This window comes from Methylobacterium sp. CM6257 (genome assembly GCF_054611515.1).
This window is the reverse complement of the sequence record NZ_CM137735.1, coordinates 4,395,811-4,414,751: the sequence shown is the minus strand read 5'-3', so window position 1 is coordinate 4,414,751 and position 18,941 is coordinate 4,395,811. Positions and strand designations below refer to the sequence as shown.

General features: G+C 66.4%; 17 protein-coding genes, 1 pseudogene and 1 riboswitch. Of the genes and pseudogenes, 3 read left to right on the top strand and 15 right to left on the bottom strand.

The annotated features are described in order from the left end of the window. Window positions 1–159: 159 nt before the first annotated feature. The 9 genes from ACYCO6_RS21540 to ACYCO6_RS21500 all read right to left on the bottom strand — a co-directional run bounded on the left by ACYCO6_RS21540 (window position 160) and on the right by ACYCO6_RS21500 (window position 8,814). Window positions 160–429 carry a hypothetical protein gene (locus tag ACYCO6_RS21540; protein WP_459763117.1) on the bottom strand — a complete coding sequence of 90 codons (270 nt, stop codon included), beginning with the start codon at window positions 427–429 and terminating at the stop codon, window positions 160–162. A gap of 524 nt (window positions 430–953) precedes the next feature. Continuing rightward, window positions 954–1,571, bottom strand: coding sequence for a 5-formyltetrahydrofolate cyclo-ligase (locus ACYCO6_RS21535; protein WP_459763114.1), 618 nt, complete (start codon window positions 1,569–1,571; stop codon window positions 954–956). An 80-nt stretch (window positions 1,572–1,651) separates the two neighbouring features. After that, window positions 1,652–1,978, bottom strand: coding sequence for a hypothetical protein (locus tag ACYCO6_RS21530; RefSeq protein ID WP_459763112.1), 327 nt, complete (start codon window positions 1,976–1,978; stop codon window positions 1,652–1,654). Between the two features lie 852 nt (window positions 1,979–2,830). After that, window positions 2,831–3,547 (bottom strand): GntR family transcriptional regulator, encoded by a 717-nt coding sequence (locus tag ACYCO6_RS21525; RefSeq protein ID WP_459763110.1) that lies wholly within the window; start codon window positions 3,545–3,547, stop codon window positions 2,831–2,833. Next, a complete protein-coding gene (locus ACYCO6_RS21520) occupies window positions 3,544–4,551 on the bottom strand; it encodes a Gfo/Idh/MocA family protein (RefSeq protein WP_459763108.1) in 1,008 nt (335 codons plus the stop codon). Before ACYCO6_RS21520 ends, ACYCO6_RS21525 begins: the two co-directional genes overlap by 4 nt. Continuing rightward, on the bottom strand, window positions 4,548–5,696 hold the full coding sequence (locus tag ACYCO6_RS21515) for an ABC transporter ATP-binding protein (RefSeq protein ID WP_459763106.1): 1,149 nt from the start codon (window positions 5,694–5,696) through the stop codon (window positions 4,548–4,550). Before ACYCO6_RS21515 ends, ACYCO6_RS21520 begins: the two co-directional genes overlap by 4 nt. 8 nt (window positions 5,697–5,704) lie before the next feature. Then, complete coding sequence (locus ACYCO6_RS21510; protein WP_459763104.1) at window positions 5,705–6,565, bottom strand: carbohydrate ABC transporter permease; 861 nt, start codon at window positions 6,563–6,565, stop codon at window positions 5,705–5,707. A 1-nt stretch (window position 6,566) separates the two neighbouring features. After that, window positions 6,567–7,523, bottom strand: coding sequence for a carbohydrate ABC transporter permease (locus tag ACYCO6_RS21505; protein WP_459763102.1), 957 nt, complete (start codon window positions 7,521–7,523; stop codon window positions 6,567–6,569). Window positions 7,524–7,527: 4 nt separating this feature from the next. Further along, complete coding sequence (locus tag ACYCO6_RS21500) at window positions 7,528–8,814, bottom strand: ABC transporter substrate-binding protein (RefSeq protein ID WP_459763100.1); 1,287 nt, start codon at window positions 8,812–8,814, stop codon at window positions 7,528–7,530. Between ACYCO6_RS21500 and ACYCO6_RS21495 the strand changes: the two genes are divergently transcribed. Continuing rightward, on the top strand, window positions 8,798–8,983 hold the full coding sequence (locus ACYCO6_RS21495; protein WP_459763098.1) for a hypothetical protein: 186 nt from the start codon (window positions 8,798–8,800) through the stop codon (window positions 8,981–8,983). The genes ACYCO6_RS21500 and ACYCO6_RS21495 overlap by 17 nt on opposite strands. A 127-nt stretch (window positions 8,984–9,110) precedes the next feature. Here the strand turns inward: ACYCO6_RS21495 and ACYCO6_RS21490 are convergent, their stop codons facing one another. Next, the gene (locus tag ACYCO6_RS21490) at window positions 9,111–9,431 is read right to left on the bottom strand and encodes a hypothetical protein (protein WP_459763096.1); all 321 of its coding nucleotides are present in this window, start codon (window positions 9,429–9,431) and stop codon (window positions 9,111–9,113) included. Window positions 9,432–9,596: 165 nt separating this feature from the next. Between ACYCO6_RS21490 and ACYCO6_RS21485 the strand changes: the two genes are divergently transcribed. Beyond that, window positions 9,597–10,007, top strand: coding sequence for a TadE/TadG family type IV pilus assembly protein (locus ACYCO6_RS21485; RefSeq protein ID WP_459763093.1), 411 nt, complete (start codon window positions 9,597–9,599; stop codon window positions 10,005–10,007). Continuing rightward, window positions 10,004–11,263 (top strand): DUF7305 domain-containing protein, encoded by a 1,260-nt coding sequence (locus ACYCO6_RS21480; protein WP_459763091.1) that lies wholly within the window; start codon window positions 10,004–10,006, stop codon window positions 11,261–11,263. The genes ACYCO6_RS21485 and ACYCO6_RS21480 overlap by 4 nt, the downstream gene beginning before the upstream one ends. A gap of 407 nt (window positions 11,264–11,670) precedes the next feature. Here ACYCO6_RS21480 and gcvP read toward each other — a convergent pair whose 3' ends face one another. The 5 genes and pseudogenes from gcvP to ACYCO6_RS21455 all read right to left on the bottom strand — a co-directional run bounded on the left by gcvP (window position 11,671) and on the right by ACYCO6_RS21455 (window position 18,713). Continuing rightward, window positions 11,671–14,523, bottom strand: coding sequence for an aminomethyl-transferring glycine dehydrogenase (gene gcvP, locus ACYCO6_RS21475; RefSeq protein WP_459763089.1), 2,853 nt, complete (start codon window positions 14,521–14,523; stop codon window positions 11,671–11,673). 94 nt (window positions 14,524–14,617) lie between these two features. Continuing rightward, window positions 14,618–14,980: a glycine cleavage system protein GcvH gene (gcvH, locus tag ACYCO6_RS21470; protein ID WP_459763087.1), complete on the bottom strand. Its 363-nt coding sequence runs from the start codon at window positions 14,978–14,980 to the stop codon at window positions 14,618–14,620. A 14-nt stretch (window positions 14,981–14,994) separates the two neighbouring features. Continuing rightward, complete coding sequence (gene gcvT / locus ACYCO6_RS21465; protein ID WP_459763085.1) at window positions 14,995–16,140, bottom strand: glycine cleavage system aminomethyltransferase GcvT; 1,146 nt, start codon at window positions 16,138–16,140, stop codon at window positions 14,995–14,997. 148 nt (window positions 16,141–16,288) lie between these two features. Further along, window positions 16,289–16,389, bottom strand: a riboswitch (glycine riboswitch). A 149-nt stretch (window positions 16,390–16,538) separates the two neighbouring features. Further along, window positions 16,539–17,737 (bottom strand): annotated as a pseudogene (locus ACYCO6_RS21460) (IS256 family transposase). A 433-nt stretch (window positions 17,738–18,170) separates the two neighbouring features. Beyond that, on the bottom strand, window positions 18,171–18,713 hold the full coding sequence (locus ACYCO6_RS21455) for a hypothetical protein (RefSeq protein ID WP_459763083.1): 543 nt from the start codon (window positions 18,711–18,713) through the stop codon (window positions 18,171–18,173). Window positions 18,714–18,941 lie beyond the last annotated feature (228 nt).

The following is an 18,941-nucleotide window of genomic DNA, read 5'->3' as shown; positions in this document are numbered from 1 at the left end:
GGTGTGAGAACGGGAAGGACAACGGTCCTGCTCAGTGGCCCGTGCCCTCCCAGGCCCGGTCACGCCCTCGCGGATCGCGGTCCGCCTGGTCGGCGGCAGATAACGGCAAGGCGGGGCGTGCAGCGCGACGAAAGTCCGACGCATCGAAGCGCGAGCCGTCTAGTACGATAGGCTCGAGGTCTCGATATCGCGGAGCGCGAGGAACTCGGCGCACCGCCGCTCAAGGTCCGAGCGCGGCTCAAGGTCTGGCTGGGTGCGCTTGGCCTCTTGCCACGCTTCAACGGCGGCCTCGGCGCTCGCCTGCATCGCGTTGTCCTGGGCGATGGTCAGCGAGCGAGACGGCTCTAGGCCGAGCTGGTGGCCGATCTCGCGTTCAACCGCTGTCATTGCAGCAAGGATGCGGAATTTGATCTCGTGCGCCTCGTTCATGCTCGCACTCCAGCCGACGAGCTGGTCTCGGGTCCTTGTAGCCGGTTGTCCATGGCTTTGAGCCAGCCATAGACGTGGTGTCAGACGCCCAACAGCTCGCACGAAGCGAGCAGGGTGCCGAGATTACCACCGACCGTTTTGGCGATCGAGACGGTGACGGTCGGCCTCCCCGCCCTGCGGCCAAAATACAGCCCGGCCTCACGCCGCACCCGACGGTGGTATTCGCTGCACGGCCTCGCTCCAGTCGAGGATGGCCAGCCAAACGTCTGCGTGAGCAGAGGGTGCCACCAGGGGCCGAGATGCTGGATCAGCGGGCCTCGCCCACCGTCATATTCGAGGGTGGTGACGGACAGGCCTGGTACGGCGTCGAAGCCTCTCAGGAGTGAGGACGGAGGTCCAACGCGGCCGTACGCATTTGTGACAACCATGACAGGCGCGCAAATCGCCGATCTCAATTCGGGCCTCCTCGCCAACTCCTCTGGTCGGCCTGATCCTCTCAATCAGCCCGGTCCAAAGCCAACCGGTCAGGTCAACCCCTCCGTGATGATCTGCTCCAGGGGAATGTCATGCGGCTGTGGGTAGATCGTTTCCAAGCGCCCGAGTTCGAAGCCGACACCGATGGTGCGCGGCCTCTCGGGCATCGCGACAATCGTTCGATCATAGAAGCCGCCGCCATAGCCCAGCCGGTAGCCTTGGCTATCAAACCCAACTAGCGGCACTACCAGGGCGTCGGGGAAGACCGACTCTCCCGACTCGGGCATCGGGATCTTCCAAGTGCCCTGCACCATCAGGCTACCCGGCGACCACTCGCGGAAGACGAGCGGCTGACCGCGTTCGACGATCACCGGGAGGGCAAGGCGTGAGCCGCGCTCCCGCATCGTGGTGAGAACGCCTCGTGGATCATACTCGCCCCGGAAAGGCCAGTAGAAACCGATCAGTCTGCCCGCATATAGCTCAAGAGCCAGCTCCAAGGCCCGGCTGATCCTCTCGCTCCAGACGGACCGATCCTCGGCCGAGATGCCGACACGCCGTGCGATCAGCCTGTCTCGGGTTTCCTTGCGCCAATCACGGATTGTTGGCCAATCCGCATTGGCGGCCGGCAACGCCGGACGGGAGCCGGCCACCTCGGGCACCTTGCTCATAGAAGTCATTCCCGGCCGCTCCCGTGTTGCTGTCTGAGATACACTACTGGTCGGTGCGAGTGCACCGCATGGCACTTTGGCTACTGTCCGCCGAAGGCGCGCAGCGGCCGTCCAGCTTCCGAGCGGTGCATCATCACGGCCGTTCCCGCCGCATCATCGATTGCAGCAAGCCGAGGCCCCACGGCTGCATGGAGGGACATCTCACTGCGATCCAGAACGAGATTGATGCGCTCGCACCACTCGGTGTCCGGGCTGTCGGCCGCCTCCGCTTCCCGGAGTGCCTCCGCAATCACTTGACGAACCTCGTCCACGAGCTGGCGTGTCAGGGGTGGACGCGTTCTGGCCGCATACGCCTCGGTGATGATCCCAGCCCACTCGTCTGCCGTTCGACCAGGGTGCGTGCGCATGTGCCCTCCCTTGCCCTCGAATGTACTCAATATTCAGAATGGATATGATCAATCCCTCCTGCGCTGGATACTTACTACACTCATCGGCAGCCAAACCAAACTCTGGGTCACAATAGAGATGCCACGGCGGGAACAGGCCGGGGGACGAACCGTGGAGGCCCTCGTGGCGCGGGACGCCCCCAGCACATCGGGAGCGAGTGATCCGTGCCAGCCCTCGGTACTGCTACAGGGAACGGAAGGAGCGCGCGCCCGAGCGGGTGCAGGCGGTGGCTGCCGACATGGACCTTGTGAAGCGGGGGATCGTCCGCTTCCCGGCAGCTCCGCACGTCGTAGCGCATCACCTTCGAGATCCAAGTTGGGTCATCATGGAGCTTCGGAAGGCCTCACGCTGATGGTCCGCTTCCTTGGGGCCAGATGCGGAAAGCAGACTGGCAGCTTTCGGCCAGAGTACGTCACGCCGGATCACCATCGGGCGTAGGACCAAACGTTCGGCATTGCGCCCATCCGGGTCATAGGAAACCGTAGGACAACGTCTCCAATGCGGACATCGAGGTCTCAGTCACCAGCGATAGCTCTTCTCGGGCGATCGCGGCTGAGGAAGCTCTACGCGCCGAGGTGATCGGGGGCCGCGAGCACTTGCTCTCGCTAGACGAGAAACTTCAGGCCGAGAACACCACGCTCCTGGCTCGCACCCAGTCCGCCGAGGCAGACGACGGTCGCGTCCAGGCTCGGCTGATAGATGACATGGCGGCGCGCGGGGAGAGTGTCGCAGACGCGGGCCGAGCTTGCGCTGCCATGGTGCCGGCGGTCGTAGAGAGGCCCCGTGGCGTGGATTTCCCGCTCGTGGCTTTCCTATCCGAGGCGCTGGCGGAGCGTGGCGACCGTCCCCGGGGCGGCAGCGGCAATGCGGGCGAGGTAATCGGCCTTGCTCGCCTGCATGTGATCGACGCCGAGCTGCGCGAGCGCCCATCGGTCGCGCCCGCGCAGGAGGTCGATCATGATCCCATGCTGATCGATCGAGAGCCGAAGGCCGTCGGCGTCCGCCAGGTTCTTGGCGCGCATCGGCAGCGTCAGGCCCATGTAGTCGATGAGCGTGCGCACGAGGTACGGGTTCCCGCACGCATCGAACAGGGCGATGTGGAAGGCGTCGTTCGCCTCGTGGATGCCGCGCAGGTCGCGCTTCTCCACCGTGTTGCGGTATGCGCCCTGGAGCGCTTCCAGGCGGGCGATCAGCCCGGGCTCGGCCGGCAGCGCAATCATCAGCATCGCCTGCCGCGTCAGCATCTCGCGGACCTCGTAGATCTGCCGCACTTCCTCGGCGGAGTAGGACCTGACGGTCGCCCCGACGTTCCGCTCCCGCCGCACGACGCCCCGGCGTTCCATCTCGACGAGGGCCTGGCGGATAAAGTGTCGGGAGGCGCCGAACCGCGCCATCAGGGCATCCTCGGTCAGGCGGGCTCCGGGCGCGAGCCGCCCGAAGATGATGTCCTCCTCCAGGAGCGCTACGATGGCGCCGATGCTGTCGCGCCGGAGGGGCAGGACGGGATCCACGGGCTCGTCCCCGGTCATCGCGCGTCCGCCCGGCCCGCGAGCCGGTAGCAGTCCTCCACGAGCCGCAGCGTCTCGAGATTGTCGGCCGGCGACGTCTCGAACGGCGCGCCGTCGTCCAGACGATCGATGAAGTGGGCGATCGTGGCCGCGTAGGAGTCCTCGTAGGTGGCGGCAAGGTCGAAGCTCTGTTTCCGTGTCTCCCGCCCCGTCATCGACAGTTCGGATCCGTGGAGCCGGATCGCGCCGTCGGGGCCGAGGATCTCGAGGCGGTCGGGGGCCGCGGGCGGGGCCCCGTGCGCCGCCAGGGTTGCGAACACCTGCACGGCGACCCCGCCGGTGCCGGCGAGTTGGATCAGCGCCGTGTCTTCCCCCGAGAGGTCCGGACACGTCCGGCTGGTCGCACAGGCGGTGACCCGCAGGGGCCCCAGCAGCATGCGCAGCGTGTCGAGGTGGTGGATGAGGACTTCGGCGACGAGCATCCGTGCCTCGCTGCGCATGAAGGGCTGGCGCTCCAGAGCCGGGAACCGGCCCGCGTCATCCAGAAGGGTGCCGCTCGTCACGAGGTCCAGACGCGCCGCGAAGGGCCGCCCGATCACGCCCGAGCGCAGCCACGCCGCAGCCTCGCGGTAATAGGCGCGAAACCGCCAGTTCTCGTGCACCATCAAGCGCGCCCGGTTGTCCACGGCGGCCACCAGCGCCTCCGCCTCCGCGAGCGTCGGGGCTAAAGGCTTCTGGCAGAGGATCGGCAGCCCGCGGTCGGCCGCCAAGCGGACAAGCTCGGCATGCGCCGCGCGGGGCGCTGCGATATCGACGGCGTCGAGGCCCTCCGCCTCCAGCATCTCACAGGCGCTGGCGTAGGTGTGCTGGACATGGAACGCGCGGGCGCGCGCCTCGCGCCTCTCGCCCGACGGGTCTGCGATCGCGACGACCTCGGCGCGGCCTCTCAGGGCGGCCCAGCCCGCGAGATGATGCTGTGCGACCCAACCGGCCCCGACCAAGCCGATCCGCCGAAGGGCACTCAATGGACTGCTCCCGCCCTGGTCGGGCCGCCTCCCGGCATAGAGAGTGTGGGAACGGCGGCCGTGTTCCGCGCATCGAACAGAAAGGCGGCATCGGGCCGGAAGAACAGGTCGACGACCTCGCCCACCCGCGCTCGCGTGTCGCGCGGCAGGCGCGCCGTGCATTCAGTTCCCCCCTCCGTCTCCACGACGAGGAGCGTCTCGGCGCCGAGCGGCTCGACGGCGAAAACCCGCCCGCGGATCCGGCCTGCCCCCGCAGTCCCGGTGGATTCGGCGGAGAGGTGCAAGTCCTCCGCCCGAACGCCGAGCACCACCTCGCGGCCGGCGAGAGGGGCGAGCGCGACCGGCGTCCAGCGTGTGAGCGCGGTATCGATCGCGGCTGTGTAGACCCGGCCCCCGCCGGTGAGCGGCACGGTGAACAAGTTCATTGGCGGCGAACCGAGGAAGCGGGCGACGAAGGTGTCGGCCGGGTTCCAGTAGACGTCGAGCGGTCTCCCAACCTGGGCGACGCGCCCGCCATTCATGACGCAGATCCGCGTCCCCATGGTCATCGCCTCGACCTGGTCGTGGGTCACGTAGATCATCGTGGATGCGAGGCGATGATGCTGCTTGATCAGCTCGTTGCGCGTGTTGACGCGCAGGGCCGCGTCGAGGTTCGACAGCGGCTCGTCGAACAGGAAGACCATCGGCTCGCGCACCATGGCGCGCCCGAGCGCCACCCGCTGGCGCTGTCCGCCCGACAGGGCTTGGGGCCTGCGCTCGAGGTAGGGCACGAGACCTAGCATCGCGGCGGTCTCCTTGACCCGCCTCTCGATCTCGGCGGACGGCGTACGGCGACGCTTGAGGCCGAAGGCCAGGTTCTCGGCGACTGTCATGTGCGGGTAGAGGGCGTAGGACTGGAACACCATCGCGATGTCGCGGTCCTTGGCGGGCACATCGTTCATCGTCCGACCGTCGATCGAGAGCGTACCGGACGAGATGGTCTCCAGGCCGGCGATCATGCGCAGGGTCGTGGACTTGCCGCAGCCGGACGGGCCGAGCAGCACCATGAACTCGCCGTCCCCGACCGTGACGTCGACGTTGTCGACCACGGTCGGGCCGCCGGAGCCGTAGCGCTTGCAGATCTTGGACAGCTGAACGACGGCCATCGGGGTCCTTACTTGACGGCGCCCGCAGTCATGCCGCGGATCAGCTTCTCGGAGAAGAAGACGTAGGCGAGGATCACGGGCACGACCGAGATCATGACCCCGGCCGCGATCATGCCGATGTCCTGGAAATGGTCGCCCATGAAGGCCCGGATGCCGATCGGGAGGGTGCGCTTGTCCGGATCGGTGATGAGCACCACCGCGAACAGGAACTCGTTCCAGAGCTGGATGAAGTTCAGGATCAGGGTGGTGGCGATCGCCGGCATGCCGATCGGCAGAACGATGCGGCGGAAGATCTCGATGTCGCCGTAGCCATCCATCTTGGCGGCGTCGAAGAGGTCCTGCGGGATCCGGGCGAAGAATCCCTCCAGCAGGTACACCGTCAGCGGCAGCTGGAGCGAGACGTAGACGAGCGTCAGCCCGAGGAGGCTGTTGTAGAGCCCGTAATCGACCAGGATCTGATAGAGCGAGATCAGGGTGATCTGCGGCGGGAAAATGATCGACGAGAACAGGATGCCGTAGATGATGCGGTTGCCGCGGAAGCGGTAACGGGCGAGGGCGTGGGCGGCCGCGGCGCCGACCAGCGTCACCACCGCGACCGCGGCGACGACGACCACGGTCGAGTTCCAGAAATAGGTGGCGAAGTCGGAATCGACCCAGGCGATCCGGAACTGCTCCCAGTGGAACGGTCGGGGCCACGCGTAGTGGTCGGCCGAGATCTCGCCCGTGGTGCGCACCGACATGGTGGCCAGCCACAGGAACGGCCCGAGCGTGTAGACGGTGTAGGCGGCGATCACGACCGCGAGGGCGGTCCGGCTCGCCAGGAAGCCGCCCCGCCCGGCGGCCGGGGGCAGGGTCGCGTCGGCGCTCACGTCAGTACTCCAGCCGGTCGCGGGACTTGAACACCCGGTTGAGGACGATGACGGCCGCGCAGACCACGCCGAACCAGACCGTCGCGATCGCCGACGGGTAACCGAGATCGAAGGTGTTCCAGTTGAAGGCGCGCTTGTAGACGTAGGTCGAGACCGTCTCGGTCGCCCAGAGCGGGCCCCCGCCGGTCATGATCCAGACGAGGTCGAAGACCTTCATCTTGCCGATGAAGGCGAGGACGTAGAGGTTGAGCAGCGTGGGCCGCAGCATCGGCACGATGATGTGGCGCAGCTTGGCGCCCCAGCCGCAATTGTCGAGTTCCGCCGCCTCCAGCACCTCGGACGGCAATGCGTGGATCGCCGCCAGACAGACCACCATGTTGAACCCGGCCCACTTCCAGGCATGCGTCACGATCAGGGCCGCCAGCGCCGTGTTCGGGTCGCCGAGCCAGGAGCGGGCCAGGACGCCGAGGCCGACGGCCCGGAGGCCGTCGTTCACCACGCCCCAATCGTAGTTGTAGATCCACATCCAGAGGATCGCGACCACGACGTAGGAGAGAAGGACGGGCGTGAACCACGCGACCCTCAGGAACCGCGCGAACGGGACGCCGGCGTAGAGCGCGAGCGCCAGGAGGAGGCCTGTCGCGACGTCCAGAACCGGGGCGACGAAGGCCCACACGAACGTGTTGCGGACCGCGATCCAGAACGTCTCGTCGCCGATGAGGTCGCGATAATTGGCGAGGCCGACGTAGCTGCGCTCCATCCCCTCGATCGTGAACAGGCTGTCGAAGATCGTCCGGAAGGCCGGATAGGCCGTCAGGCCGAGATAGATGACGAGCGCGGGGGCGAGGAACACCAGCAGGACGGGCCAGGGCACCCGCCGCGGATCCGACACGCGGCCGGATGCCGGTACGCTCTCCGGAAGCGCCGCCTTCGTCTCGACAGCCGTCGTCCCCGCCACCGCGTCAGCTCCCTTTGCGGCAGGCCGCGTCCATCTTGTCGGCGGCCTCGTCCACCCCGATCAGGCCGGCCGGAAGGGCGTTGTTCATGACCTGGGTGTACGTCTCGGCGCACTTGGATCGATAGTACATGAGCGGCGTTCCGAAGAAGTAGGTCGCGCCTTTGTTGCGGGCGTTCAGCTCGGCGAAATATTCCGCGTGGCTCGATTTGATCTTGGCAGGGTCAGATTTCAGACCGGTCTGCAGGGAAACCTGATCCATCCACTTGTCGCCGTTCCCAGGCGCGGCCATGGAGTCGAGCAGCGCGCCGGCGCAGGCCTTATTCTTCCCGCGCGCATACATGACGAAGCTGCCGGCCACCGCCAGCGTCTTGCAGGTCGGGCACTGGCCATCGTCCATGGCCGGGAACTGCATGATGCCGAGCGGGAAGCTCACCGGCATGCCCCCGCTCTCGGGCGGGGCGAAGGCGCGTCCCGTGAACCAGCTCGGATCCGGGAAGGTGAGGGAACCCGGCTTCTGGTAGAAGTAGTAGTGGGACTCGCCGAGCTTCAGCGTCGCGAAGCTTTTTGGATAGGCGCCGTCATCCACCAGCCCCTTGAACCAGGTCATCACCGCGTGGACACGCGGATCCTTGAAGGACAGCGTCCCGTTCAGGAGTTTCCCGTAATCCTCAGTGCCCAGCTTGCGCAGGAGCGACTCGAACAGCAGCAGGCCGCCGGGGAACGGTCGGTCGCCGACGCCCTGGGACACGGGCGTGATGCCGGCCGCGACACCCTTCCTGACCAAGTCCGCGAAGCCGGACTGCGTGAGCTGGAAGGAGGGCGGTACCTCGACCCCGACCTTCTTCACCAGATCCTTGTTGTAGTACAGCTCGACCGTGTAGGCCTCGACAGGCAGGCCGTAGACCTTGCCCTTGGAGGTCCAGGCCGGCTTGGCCCAATCCTCCAGCTTGGCCAAGTCGACATGGCCATCGAGCGGCTCGAGGAAGCCGCCCGCCAGGAACTCGGGCTGGTCGGGCTCCAGATAGAAAACGTCCGGTGCCTGGCCGGTGCGAACGGCGGATTTGGCCTGCGTGTAGATGTCGGCCTTCGGGATGAAGCTCAGCTTGACCGCGCACTGCTTGTTAGCGGCCTCAAATTCCCGGACGCGTGCGGCCACCCATTCCTTCTTGGCCGGCTCGTCCGGCCAGTTCGACCACATCGTGATCTGAACGGGCTCGGCCGCCACGGCAGTCCCGGCCGCGAGCAGGCCCAAGCCGAAGAGGGCCGCTATCCCGGTGCCCGCCCTGCGCATCGCACCTTCCTCCCTTGTGATTGTTACGCCGATCGTCCGCGACCGGTCCGAAGTTGTCAATAAAAATGCGGGCGGCTCGGACAGCCCCGCCGATGCCGCCTCCGATCTCGTGCATTTTATTGACAATCGAGTGCGTGGCCGCAAATTCGCGGAAGCCCGCGGTGCATGATTCGGGGGAAGGCTTCCGTCTGGCGAGTGGCCGCATGAGAGGTTGTCGCGGTACGGGAATGCCGAGCGCTCGCTTTGCGTGCGCAAGTCCCTCCTTCAACGGTGATCAGGTAACGCGGGGCTGTCGGTCAGGCGGGTGTCGTCAGGCCGATGGCGGCGTTCTCCTCGGGTGTGGCGAGGGCGTAGCCGTATGCCGCCGCGTGACGCAGGAAGGCATGCAGGTCGTCCCGGCCCGGTGGGCGTAGTTTCCGGGTCGCGGGTGCCGTGCCTATCGTCGCGAAGAAGCGGGCCCTGCGCACCGTCGCGCCCATCAGCATGCGTGCCACCGTCTGAGTGGGATTGCGCACGGCGTCGCGGATGCGTGGAGGCACGTAGGCGGCCTGATACGGCCCGACCGCCTCCCACTCGGTCGTCGGTCCTTCACGGAAGATCCCCAGTCGGCCAGGCAACCTGATTGTCCTGACGGGCTCTGTGCAAAAGAATTATTGATCGGATATAAGGCATTGACAAGCTGTTAACCATCACTCCGATCAACTGGCCGATAAACCATCCACGATGCTGATCGTATCAACGCAAGCCGTATACTGCTCTGATCATCACGGTTTGCCCCCGCAATGGCACTGCAGCTCCTTCAAGAATTCCGGTCGGACCGCTCCGGCGCTTCCGCTGTCGAGTTCAGCCTGGTCGCCCCCCTGTTTGTCGGCCTGATGATGGCGATCTGCGAGTTCTCGTTCGCCTTCTTCACGCTTACCTCCGCACAGCAAGCCGTATGGACCGAAGCGCGCCAACTCGCCCTTGGCCGGATCACGACGACGGCTGCCCATGACGCCGTGGTGGCTGCCCTCCCACGCTGGGCGCAGACGAAGGCGACAGTGACAGCCGCCAAAGATCCCGCTGACGCCACTCGCTACCTGGTCACAGCCGCGATCCCTCTCACCAGCGCAGCGCCGACGAGCTTCTTCGCCAGCCTCTACGGCACCCGATCGATGACTGCCTCCGCAACGTTGCCCCAGGAGAGCCAATGATGCGGAGGTTCCTGCGCAACGAGGAGGGCGGGATCACGGTGCTCTCCGCGCTGACCATGCCGGTTATGCTCGGCGTCGGCGCCCTCGCGGTCGACCTGGGTGTACTGCGCTACAACGGTATGCGCCTGCAGATTGCCGCTGATGCTGGGGCGATTGCGGGCGTGCGCCAGTTGCCGTCATCGACGAACGCAGTCCAGGCAGCGGTCACCCTGGCGAACCTGAACGCGCCGCCCAACGCCGGGCAAGTGACGCTCGCCAGCGACGTCGAGTTGGTCGTCTACGACGCCTCCACCAAGACGTACCGAGCACCGGATGCGAACACACCCGCGAATGCCGTGCGGGTGACGGCTGCCAGAGACGTCGCGCATCAGAACCAGGTGCCCGGCTTCTTCTCGCGCTTTGCCGGCTCGGCCGGTCCGTTCAGCCTGTCGGCCCACTCAATCGCCATCATGACCAGCGACGGGGACGGTGTCGCTGGTACGGCCTGCCTGTACGCGCTCGATCCGACGAGCGCGGACACACTCACGATTGCCGGCAGCACAGCGGTGACGCTGAACTGCGCGGCGAGGGCAAAGTCCTCCGCAGCGACCGCGATCTCATCGAACGGCAACGCCGCGCAGATGACGGCGACTTCGATCTGCCAAGCCAACACTCCGTCCCAGAGCCCCCGCGGCTACAGCCCAGCCGTCAGCAAGTGCGGCTCACCCACGACCGATCCGCTCGCGGCGGTCGCCGAGCCTACACCGACCAACTGCAGAGCGGGAGGCACCTTGAGTGGGACGCTCACGTCGGGCTGCTACACCGGGGCGGCGACGTTCAGGGGCAACGTCACCCTGGCGGCGGGGATCTACTACTTCCAGGGCGCGTCGGTCAAAATCGACAGCAATGCCACCATCTCTGGATCGGGCGTGACCCTGTTCCTCGATGCGAACTCGTCCCTCGATATCACTGGTACGCCATCGATCAGCCTGACCGCCCCGAGCAGCGGATCGCTCACGGGCATCGTGCTCTTCCAATCGCGCTCGGCGAGCGGCACCTCCCTGTCGATCAGCGGCAACTCCACCGTCTCTCTTGACGGGGTGCTGTATGCACCAGCCACATCGGTGACGTTCACAGGAAACGGAACGACCACGAACCCGGCCCGCTACGGTTCGGTGATCGCATCGCAGGTCCACTTTACCGGGAACTCGGCCTTCACGTTCGGCTCCACGCTGCCGAGTGGGCCAGGCAATGGGCACTCTGCCTTGGTGAATTGATTGCGCTGATCGCAAGCGTCCGATCCGAACCGCTCAAGTTCGGAAACGAGCGGCGACGGTCCCTGCTGAGGCATGTACCCACACGCTGACCGGTATTGTTCACACAGCCGACGACGACTGGAGACCCGACCGGGCGCGCTATCCAAGTACGCGAAGGCCTGCTCCGGTGCCCTATGCGGATGTTGCGCAGGTCCGCAATCCAGGCCAGCCAGACTACCAAAAGGCAGACTTCCTGAAGGCCCGAGATGGGTCGACTTCTGGCGTCCAGCCCATGTCGCGCGAGCGGTCGCTTTCCCCTACCTTCGTCCAGAAGCGGACCGGCAGCTTCCGGCCATACCCGGCCAGCCGCTCCACAAGTACTCCGCCGATCCGAGCTGTTCGACGCGTGGATCGCGTGCGGACGCTGCTCACTCGGCGGCTGTGTCGCACGTCTCCGGCGGGGGACAATTGCACATGAGATTTCGGTCGCCGTAAGCGTTGTCTACCCTGTTGATCGGAGGCCAGTACTTGTCCATCCTCCGCGCCCCTGCCGGAAAACAGGCGGCCTCGCGGGAATAGGGTCGCTCCCAGGCGCCGATGAGGTCTTGCACCGTGTGCGGCGCATTCTTGAGCGGGTTGTCGGTCCGATCTGCTCGCCCGGTCTCGATCGCGCGGATCTCCTCGCGGATCGCCAGCATCGCGTCGCAGAACCGATCGATCTCGCCCTTGGTTTCGGATTCGGTCGGTTCAATCATCAGAGTGCCCGCGACCGGCCAGCTCATGGTCGGCGGGTGGAAGCCGCAGTCGATCAGCCGCTTGGACACGTCCTCATTCGTGATACCGGCGCTCTTCTGGAACGGCCGTAGGTCGACGATGCATTCGTGTGCGACGCGGCCCTTCGCGCCCGCGTAGAGGATCGAGTATGCGCCCTCCAGGCGCTTGGCGATGTAGTTGGCATTGAGAATCGCCACGCGCGTGGCCTGGGTGAGGCCGCGCCCGCCCATCATCAGGCAGTAGCTCCACGAGATCGGCAGGATCGAGGCCGAGCCGAACGGTGCGGCCGAGACCGCCCCTGCCTCTCCATTGCGTGGGTCGGTCGGCAGGAAGGGGATCAGATGCGCCTTAACGCCGATCGGCCCCATGCCCGGCCCGCCGCCGCCGTGCGGGATGCAGAAGGTCTTGTGCAGGTTGAGGTGACTCACGTCGGCGCCGATGTCGCCGGGCCGGCCGAGCCCGACCAGCGCATTGAGGTTCGCCCCGTCGAGGTAGACCTGGCCGCCATGGGCATGGACGATGTCGCAGATCTCGCGCACGCGCGCCTCGAACACGCCGTGCGTCGACGGATAGGTGATCATGCAGGCGGCGAGTCGATCCGCATACTGCTCGGCCTTGCGGCGGAAATCAGCCACGTCGACATTGCCGCCGGAATCGGCGCCGACCACCACCACGCTCATCCCGCACATCTGCGCCGAGGCCGGGTTGGTGCCGTGCGCCGAGGAAGGGATCAGGCAGACATTGCGGTGTCCCTCATTCCGAGAGAGGTGATAGCCGCGGATCGCGAGAAGTCCGGCGTACTCACCCTGCGCGCCCGAGTTGGGCTGCATCGACATCGCGTCGTAGCCGGTGATCGCACAGAGCTTCTGGGACAGGTCGTCGATCAGCGCACGGTAACCGAGCGCTTGGTCATCGGGAACGAAGGGGTGAATCTCCGAGAATTCCGGCCAGGAGATCGGCAGCATCTCTGCCGTGGCATTGAGCTTCATCGTGCAGGAGCCAAGCGGGATCATCGCTCGGTCGAGAGCGAGGTCGCGGTCGGCGAGGCGGCGCATGTAGCGCGTCATCTCGCTCTCGGCCCGGTTCATATGAAAGATCGGGTGGGTCAGGTAGGCGGAGGTGCGGCGCAGGGCCTCCGGCAGCCGCGTTTCAGGCCACGTCTCGTCGTAGGCGAGGTGATCGCCGCCGAAGGCGCGCCACACCGCCTGGACAATGTCCGGCCTTGTGCGTTCGTCGACCGTGATGCCGACGCGGTCCTCGCCCACCTTGCGAAGGTTGACGCCATTGGCCACTGCGCTCCTCATGATCACGCCCTGGAATGGGCCGACTGGCACCGTCACCGTGTCGAAGAACGACGCGTGATCGGGTGTGAAGCCAAGGCGCTCGAGCCCCTCGGCGAGGCGCACCGCATCCCGGTGCACACGGCTCGCGATCGATCTCAACCCGGCCGGCCCATGATAGACCGCGTACATCGAGGCAACGATGGCGAGTAGCACCTGGCTCGTGCAGATGTTGGAGGTCGCCTTCTCGCGCCGGATGTGCTGCTCGCGGGTCTGCAGCGCCAGGCGGTAGGCGCGGTTGCCGCGGGCGTCGACCGAGACGCCGACGATCCGGCCGGGCAGAGCCCGCTTGTGCGCGTCGCGGGTCGCCATGTAGGCCGCGTGCGGCCCGCCATAGCCCATCGGCACGCCGTAGCGCTGCATCGAACCGACCGCGATGTCGGCGCCCATCTCCCCCGGCGCCTTGAGCAGAGTTAACGCCAGTGGGTCGGCGGCGACGACAGCAATCGCGCCGGCCTCGTTCAAGGCCGCAATTGGGCCCGAGAAGTCGTGGACCGCGCCGTTCACAGCCGGATACTGGAACAGCGCACCGAAAACGGCCCGAGGATCGAGTTCCGTGAAGGGATCGCCGACAATCACGCGCCAGCCGAGCGGCGCGGCGCGGGTCTTCAGCACGGCGATCGTCTGCGGCAGGCAGTCCCGGTCGACGAAGAAGGCGTCCGCCCTGGAGCCCGCAATGCGCTTGGCCACGCCCATTGCCTCGGCCGCGGCAGTCGCCTCGTCGAGAAGCGAGGCGTTGGCGACGTCGAGCGCGGTGAGATCGGAGACCAGCGTCTGGAAGTTCAGCAGTGCTTCGAGCCGGCCCTGGCTGATCTCCGGCTGATAGGGCGAGTAGGCCGTGTACCACGCCGGATTTTCGAAGATGTTCCGCTGGATCGCGGGCGGCATAGTCGTTCCGTGATAGCCCTGGCCGATCAGGGAGACGAGGAGCCGGTTCTTGTCGGCCGTCCCGCGCAGCCGGTCGATCGAGCGCCGCTCGGTGAGTGCGCGCCCGAAGTCGATGGGTTCAGCTTGCCGAATGTCGGGAGGCACGGTCTCTTCGATCAGGGCGTCGAGGCTCGGCGCACCGACGCACCCCAGCATCTCGGCGATCTCGGCCACCGTTGGGCCGATATGGCGGCGGTTGGCGAAGTCGTAAGGGTCATAGTTGCTGGGGGCGATCGTCATGGGCGGATCACGGTCCAGGTGGGCGTCTGCGGATCGTCGCGCGGTCTTGTCTGTCGCGATCAGCCGGTCAAACGACTGGCCATTCGGCGCAGAGTTACTTGTCCAGGGCGCCGTAGGCTGCCTCGTCCAAGAGTGCGTCCAGCGCGGCCGGGTCCGCGAGGCGCATCCGATAGAGCCAGCCCGCGCCCTGCGGATCAGCGCCGACGCCGGCGGGATTGTTGACTGCCGCCTCGTTCACCTCCGTCACCTCGCCGTCCAGCGGCGCGAAGACGTCGGAGGCTGCCTTGACCGACTCGACCACCGCGGCCGGCTCGCCCTTGGTCAGCTGGGCCCCAACCTTCGGCAACGCGACGTAGACGAGTTCGCCAAGCATCTCGGCGGCGTGCGCGGTGATGCCGACCGTGGCGACGCCGTCCTCCAGCCGCAGCCACTCGTGATCCTCGGTAAATCTCAGCATGATGATCTCCCAGATCAGCCGCGTTTGTACCTGGCGGGGACGAAGGGAAGGGGTGCTACGGCCACCGGCAAGCGCTGGCCGCGCACCTCCGCGAAGACTCTGGTGCCGGGCTCGGTCAGCGCGGCAGGCAGGTAGCCCATCGCCACGGGCACGCCGAGGCTCGGGCCGAAGCCGCCCGAGGTGACGCGGCCGGCGGGGGCGGCAGCGCCGATCTCGGCGAAGAGGAGCGCCCCGGCGCGCACGGGCGCACGCCCCTCCGGGAGCAGGCCGACGCGGCGGCGCGCGGGTCCCTCGGCTATCTCGGCCAGGATGCGTGTATCGCCCGGGAAACCGCCAGCCCGGCTGCCGCCGCTACGCCGGGCGGGCGAGATCGCGAAGGTCAGAGCGGCCTCGACGGGGCTCGTGGTCGCGTCGATGTCGGTGCCGTGCAGGCAGAGGCCGGCCTCTAGGCGCAGGGAGTCGCGCGCGCCGAGGCCGATCGGCCGCACCGCGGGATCGGCGAGCAGCGCCTCCGCGACCGCTTCGGTCGCTGCGCGCGGCGTCGAGATCTCGAAGCCGTCCTCGCCCGTGTAGCCCGAACGGGTCACGAGGCAGGGTGCGCCCACGACCTCGATCCGGTGCGCGTCCATGAAACGCATGTCTTCGACCGCCGGGGCGAGCGCGGCGAGCACGGTTTCGGCAGCGGGACCCTGCAGGGCAAGGAGCCCCCGGCCCAAAACGTCGACGGCCACCTCGGAGGGCAGGCGCGCCCGCAGGTACGCGGCGTCCGCCCGCTTGTTGGCGGCGTTGACCACGAGAACGAGGCGATCGCCGAAATTGGCGATCATCAGGTCGTCGAGGCTGCCGCCGGCCGCGTCGGTGAAGAGCCCGTAGCACTGCCGGCCCGGCGCCAGCCCGACCACATCGGCCGGAACCATGGCTTCGAGAGAGCGTGCGGCCTCAGCCGGATCGTCAGAACTCAGGGCGATCTGGCCCATATGCGATATGTCGAACAGCCCGGCGGCGGCGCGCGTGTGCAGGTGCTCCTTCAGCACACCTCCCGGGTACTGGATGGGCATCGCGTAACCCGCGAACGACCCCATTCTCGCACCCAGGCGCAGGTGCAAATCATAGAGCGGCGTGCGTTCGAGGGGGGCGGTCTCGGCGACCGTTGCCGGCATCTGGACTCTCCGCGACGAGACCGCCGGACGCACCGCACGGGTGTGTCCGATTGCCCCCATCTGTCGCGCTTACCTGAGAGTTTCCCTCACGTCGCAGACGCGAGGTTTCTCCTTCGGTGGACACCGTGCGGTGCCTCTCTCCAGATCGTCCAACGATACGGTGATTGTGCCTGAGAGTTTCCGGGGGTGGTTGCTCCGTCGGCGCCATACCTGACTTGTGATCGGGCTGGGCTCTCCCGCATCGCCTTGAGGACGCGCTGAGATAAGCATATGGGGCCTCGCAGCACAACACGAAGCGATGAAGGCACCCGAATGGGTGTCTGGCACCTCGGGTCGTTTCCCCTGGCGTGGTGTAGCTTGCTGAGAGCCACCACGATCACCGGCTTGGGCCGGGAGGATCAGGCTGCCAGGGTGGGCAGGCTGACGAGGGGATCATCGCCGATCGGAGCGATGCTTTCCAGGGTGATGTAGCGCGAGCGCTGGACGGCCCACTCGTCGTTCTGTTCCAGCAGGATCGCGCCCACGAGGCGCGTGATGGCCGCCTCGTTGGGGAAGATGCCGACCACCTCGGTCCGGCGTTTGATCTCACCGTTCAGGCGTTCCAGCGGGTTCGTGGAGTGCAGCTTGACCCGATGCTGGATGGGGAAGCCCATGTAGGCCAGCACGTCCGGCTCGGCCTCGTCCATCAGCGCGGCGAGTTTGGGCACCTTGGGCCGGAGTTGATCGGCCACGCGCCGCCACTGGAGCCGGGCCGCCTCGGCGTCATCCTGGGCGAACGCCGTGGCGATGAAGGCGGAGACGACGCGCCGCCCGCTGCGCCCGGCATGGGCGAGCACGTTGCGCATGAAGTGGACACGGCAGCGCTGCCAGGTCGCGTTCATGATCTTGGCCACTGACGCCTTGATGCCCTCGTGCGCATCCGAGATGACCAGCTTCACGCCGCGCAGGCCCCGGCGCGCCAGCTTGCGGAGAAAGTCCGTCCAGAACGTCTCGGCTTCGGAGGGACCGACATCCATGCCCAGCACCTCACGCCGGCCGTCGCTGTTGACGCCCACCGCCACGATCACCGCCACCGAGACGATGCGTCCGTCCTGGCGCACCTTCACGTAGGTCGCATCGATCCAGAGGTAGGGCCACTCGCCCTCGAGCGGACGGTCGAGGAACGCGCCGACCCGCTCGTCGATCTCCTGGCAGAGCCGGCTGACTTGGCTCTTCGACACGCCCGTGCCACCCATGGCTTGGACCAAGTCGTCCACGGACCGGGTCGAGATACCCTGGATGTAGGCCTCCTGGATCACCGCCGTGAGCGCCTTTTCAGCCATCCGGCGCGGTTCCAAGAAAGCCGGGAAGTACGAGCCCTTACGCAGCTTGGGGATGCGCAGTTCGACTGTCCCAGCCCGCGTCTGCCAGTCCCGTCCCGGTAGCCGTTGCGCTGGACCAGCCGCTCGGCGCTCTTCTCGCCGTGGGCCGCGCCGGTCAGGCCGCCGACCTCCAACTCCATCAGGCGTTCGGCCGCAAAGCCGATCATCTCGCGCAGGAGATCTGTGTCGGCGCTCTTCTCCATCAGCCCACGCAGGGCCATCATCTCGTCGGTCATCGGGGGTCTCTCGGGTTTGAGGTTGGTGCCAGCAACCCGACCCTACCCGGCAACCGCCGATGACCACCCCGCGAGAGATCCCGCCTGCTACAGCGCTGGGAGGGGCGCGCAGGCGGGCTCTCCCGCTACCGGCGAGCTACACCACCACCCGGGACACGACCGCACCTCGCGAGACCCTCCCAGAAGCGAACGCCCAACTCAGGTCGTCCATTCGGTCTCGTCAAATCGCTCATGAACCGCTGTGCTTGATACCTTGCGCCGTCGTCTCGGCCGAGCCGGGCACGCTTCGTGCTGAGCTTTGACTCGAGATGAGCCGCCCAAGTTGATCGCTATGGGTAATATCCGCGCCTCATCCCATAAGGCCGTTCGTCTAAACCGACTGTCTGGCATGCAGACAGTCCACTGCGTTGTCCTGTAGAGGCCGTCTTTGTGGTCACCGCTTCGATGAGTTCTGCCCGGGCATTTGCACCTCACCCCGCCACTCTCCGGTGAAGTCCGCCTTCGAGGTGTAGGCAACCGAAAAGTTACCGTTGCCCTTCACACCGGCCAACTCACCGGTGCTGTTGGTGACTTGGTAAGTGCCTCGCGCAGTAACCCGCCCCTGAGGATCAGTGGTGGCCGTGCCTTTGTAGGCGCTTGATGTTGCACCGGAGGGCGTGGTGAACGTGATGGTGCCATGGACGGGTCCCTGCCCATTCTTGAGCGTCACCGTCTCGACCCACTGCACCTTGGCGCCATCGAGCGGCGTGCCGGGACCCGTATTCATTCCCGAGGCCGTCTGCTGGATCTCCACCTCGTTCGGCCCACGCGGGTGCGATGTCTGATTATCGACGTGCCCCGTGTAATTGCCGCCCATCGGCATTGCGAGTGCAGGAGCCATTGCAGCACAGATGATAGCGGCAAGCGCCATAGAGCTGCCTCTCGGTGTGAGGGTCCGCCCAACCATCATCACGGGCAGCAGCATATCCTTGCTCATGCGACCTCCTATAGTGGCTGGCGCAGGTCGGAGCCCATCTCTCGACACGATCTGCACAGTGAACATGAAGGCGAATTGGGTAGGCCTTCAAACTGCAGATCACCATGGTTGATGCTGAACGTCCTGGCAGGATCGCTGAATGGCGCTGAAATTTTCCGAATGATTCTGAAATCGTGTTGAGATTTCGAGATTTCGCTGCCCACTTCTTGGGATCTGCTGCCTCTGGTC

Excerpts from the sequence above, each read along its gene's own strand:
- ACYCO6_RS21485 (WP_459763093.1), top strand. The coding sequence starts at position 9,597 with ATGGCACTGCAGCTCCTTCAAGAATTCCGGTCGGACCGCTCCGGCGCT.
- ACYCO6_RS21515 (WP_459763106.1), bottom strand. The coding sequence starts at position 5,696 with ATGGCCGTCGTTCAGCTGTCCAAGATCTGCAAGCGCTACGGCTCCGGC.
- ACYCO6_RS21455 (WP_459763083.1), bottom strand. The coding sequence starts at position 18,713 with ATGAGCAAGGATATGCTGCTGCCCGTGATGATGGTTGGGCGGACCCTC.
- ACYCO6_RS21530 (WP_459763112.1), bottom strand. The coding sequence starts at position 1,978 with ATGCGCACGCACCCTGGTCGAACGGCAGACGAGTGGGCTGGGATCATC.
- gcvP (WP_459763089.1), bottom strand. The coding sequence starts at position 14,523 with ATGACGATCGCCCCCAGCAACTATGACCCTTACGACTTCGCCAACCGC.
- ACYCO6_RS21525 (WP_459763110.1), bottom strand. The coding sequence starts at position 3,547 with ATGACCGGGGACGAGCCCGTGGATCCCGTCCTGCCCCTCCGGCGCGAC.
- ACYCO6_RS21535 (WP_459763114.1), bottom strand. The coding sequence starts at position 1,571 with ATGAGCAAGGTGCCCGAGGTGGCCGGCTCCCGTCCGGCGTTGCCGGCC.
- gcvT (WP_459763085.1), bottom strand. The coding sequence starts at position 16,140 with ATGCCGGCAACGGTCGCCGAGACCGCCCCCCTCGAACGCACGCCGCTC.
- gcvH (WP_459763087.1), bottom strand. The coding sequence starts at position 14,980 with ATGCTGAGATTTACCGAGGATCACGAGTGGCTGCGGCTGGAGGACGGC.
- ACYCO6_RS21540 (WP_459763117.1), bottom strand. The coding sequence starts at position 429 with ATGAACGAGGCGCACGAGATCAAATTCCGCATCCTTGCTGCAATGACA.
- ACYCO6_RS21500 (WP_459763100.1), bottom strand. The coding sequence starts at position 8,814 with ATGCGCAGGGCGGGCACCGGGATAGCGGCCCTCTTCGGCTTGGGCCTG.
- ACYCO6_RS21480 (WP_459763091.1), top strand. The coding sequence starts at position 10,004 with ATGATGCGGAGGTTCCTGCGCAACGAGGAGGGCGGGATCACGGTGCTC.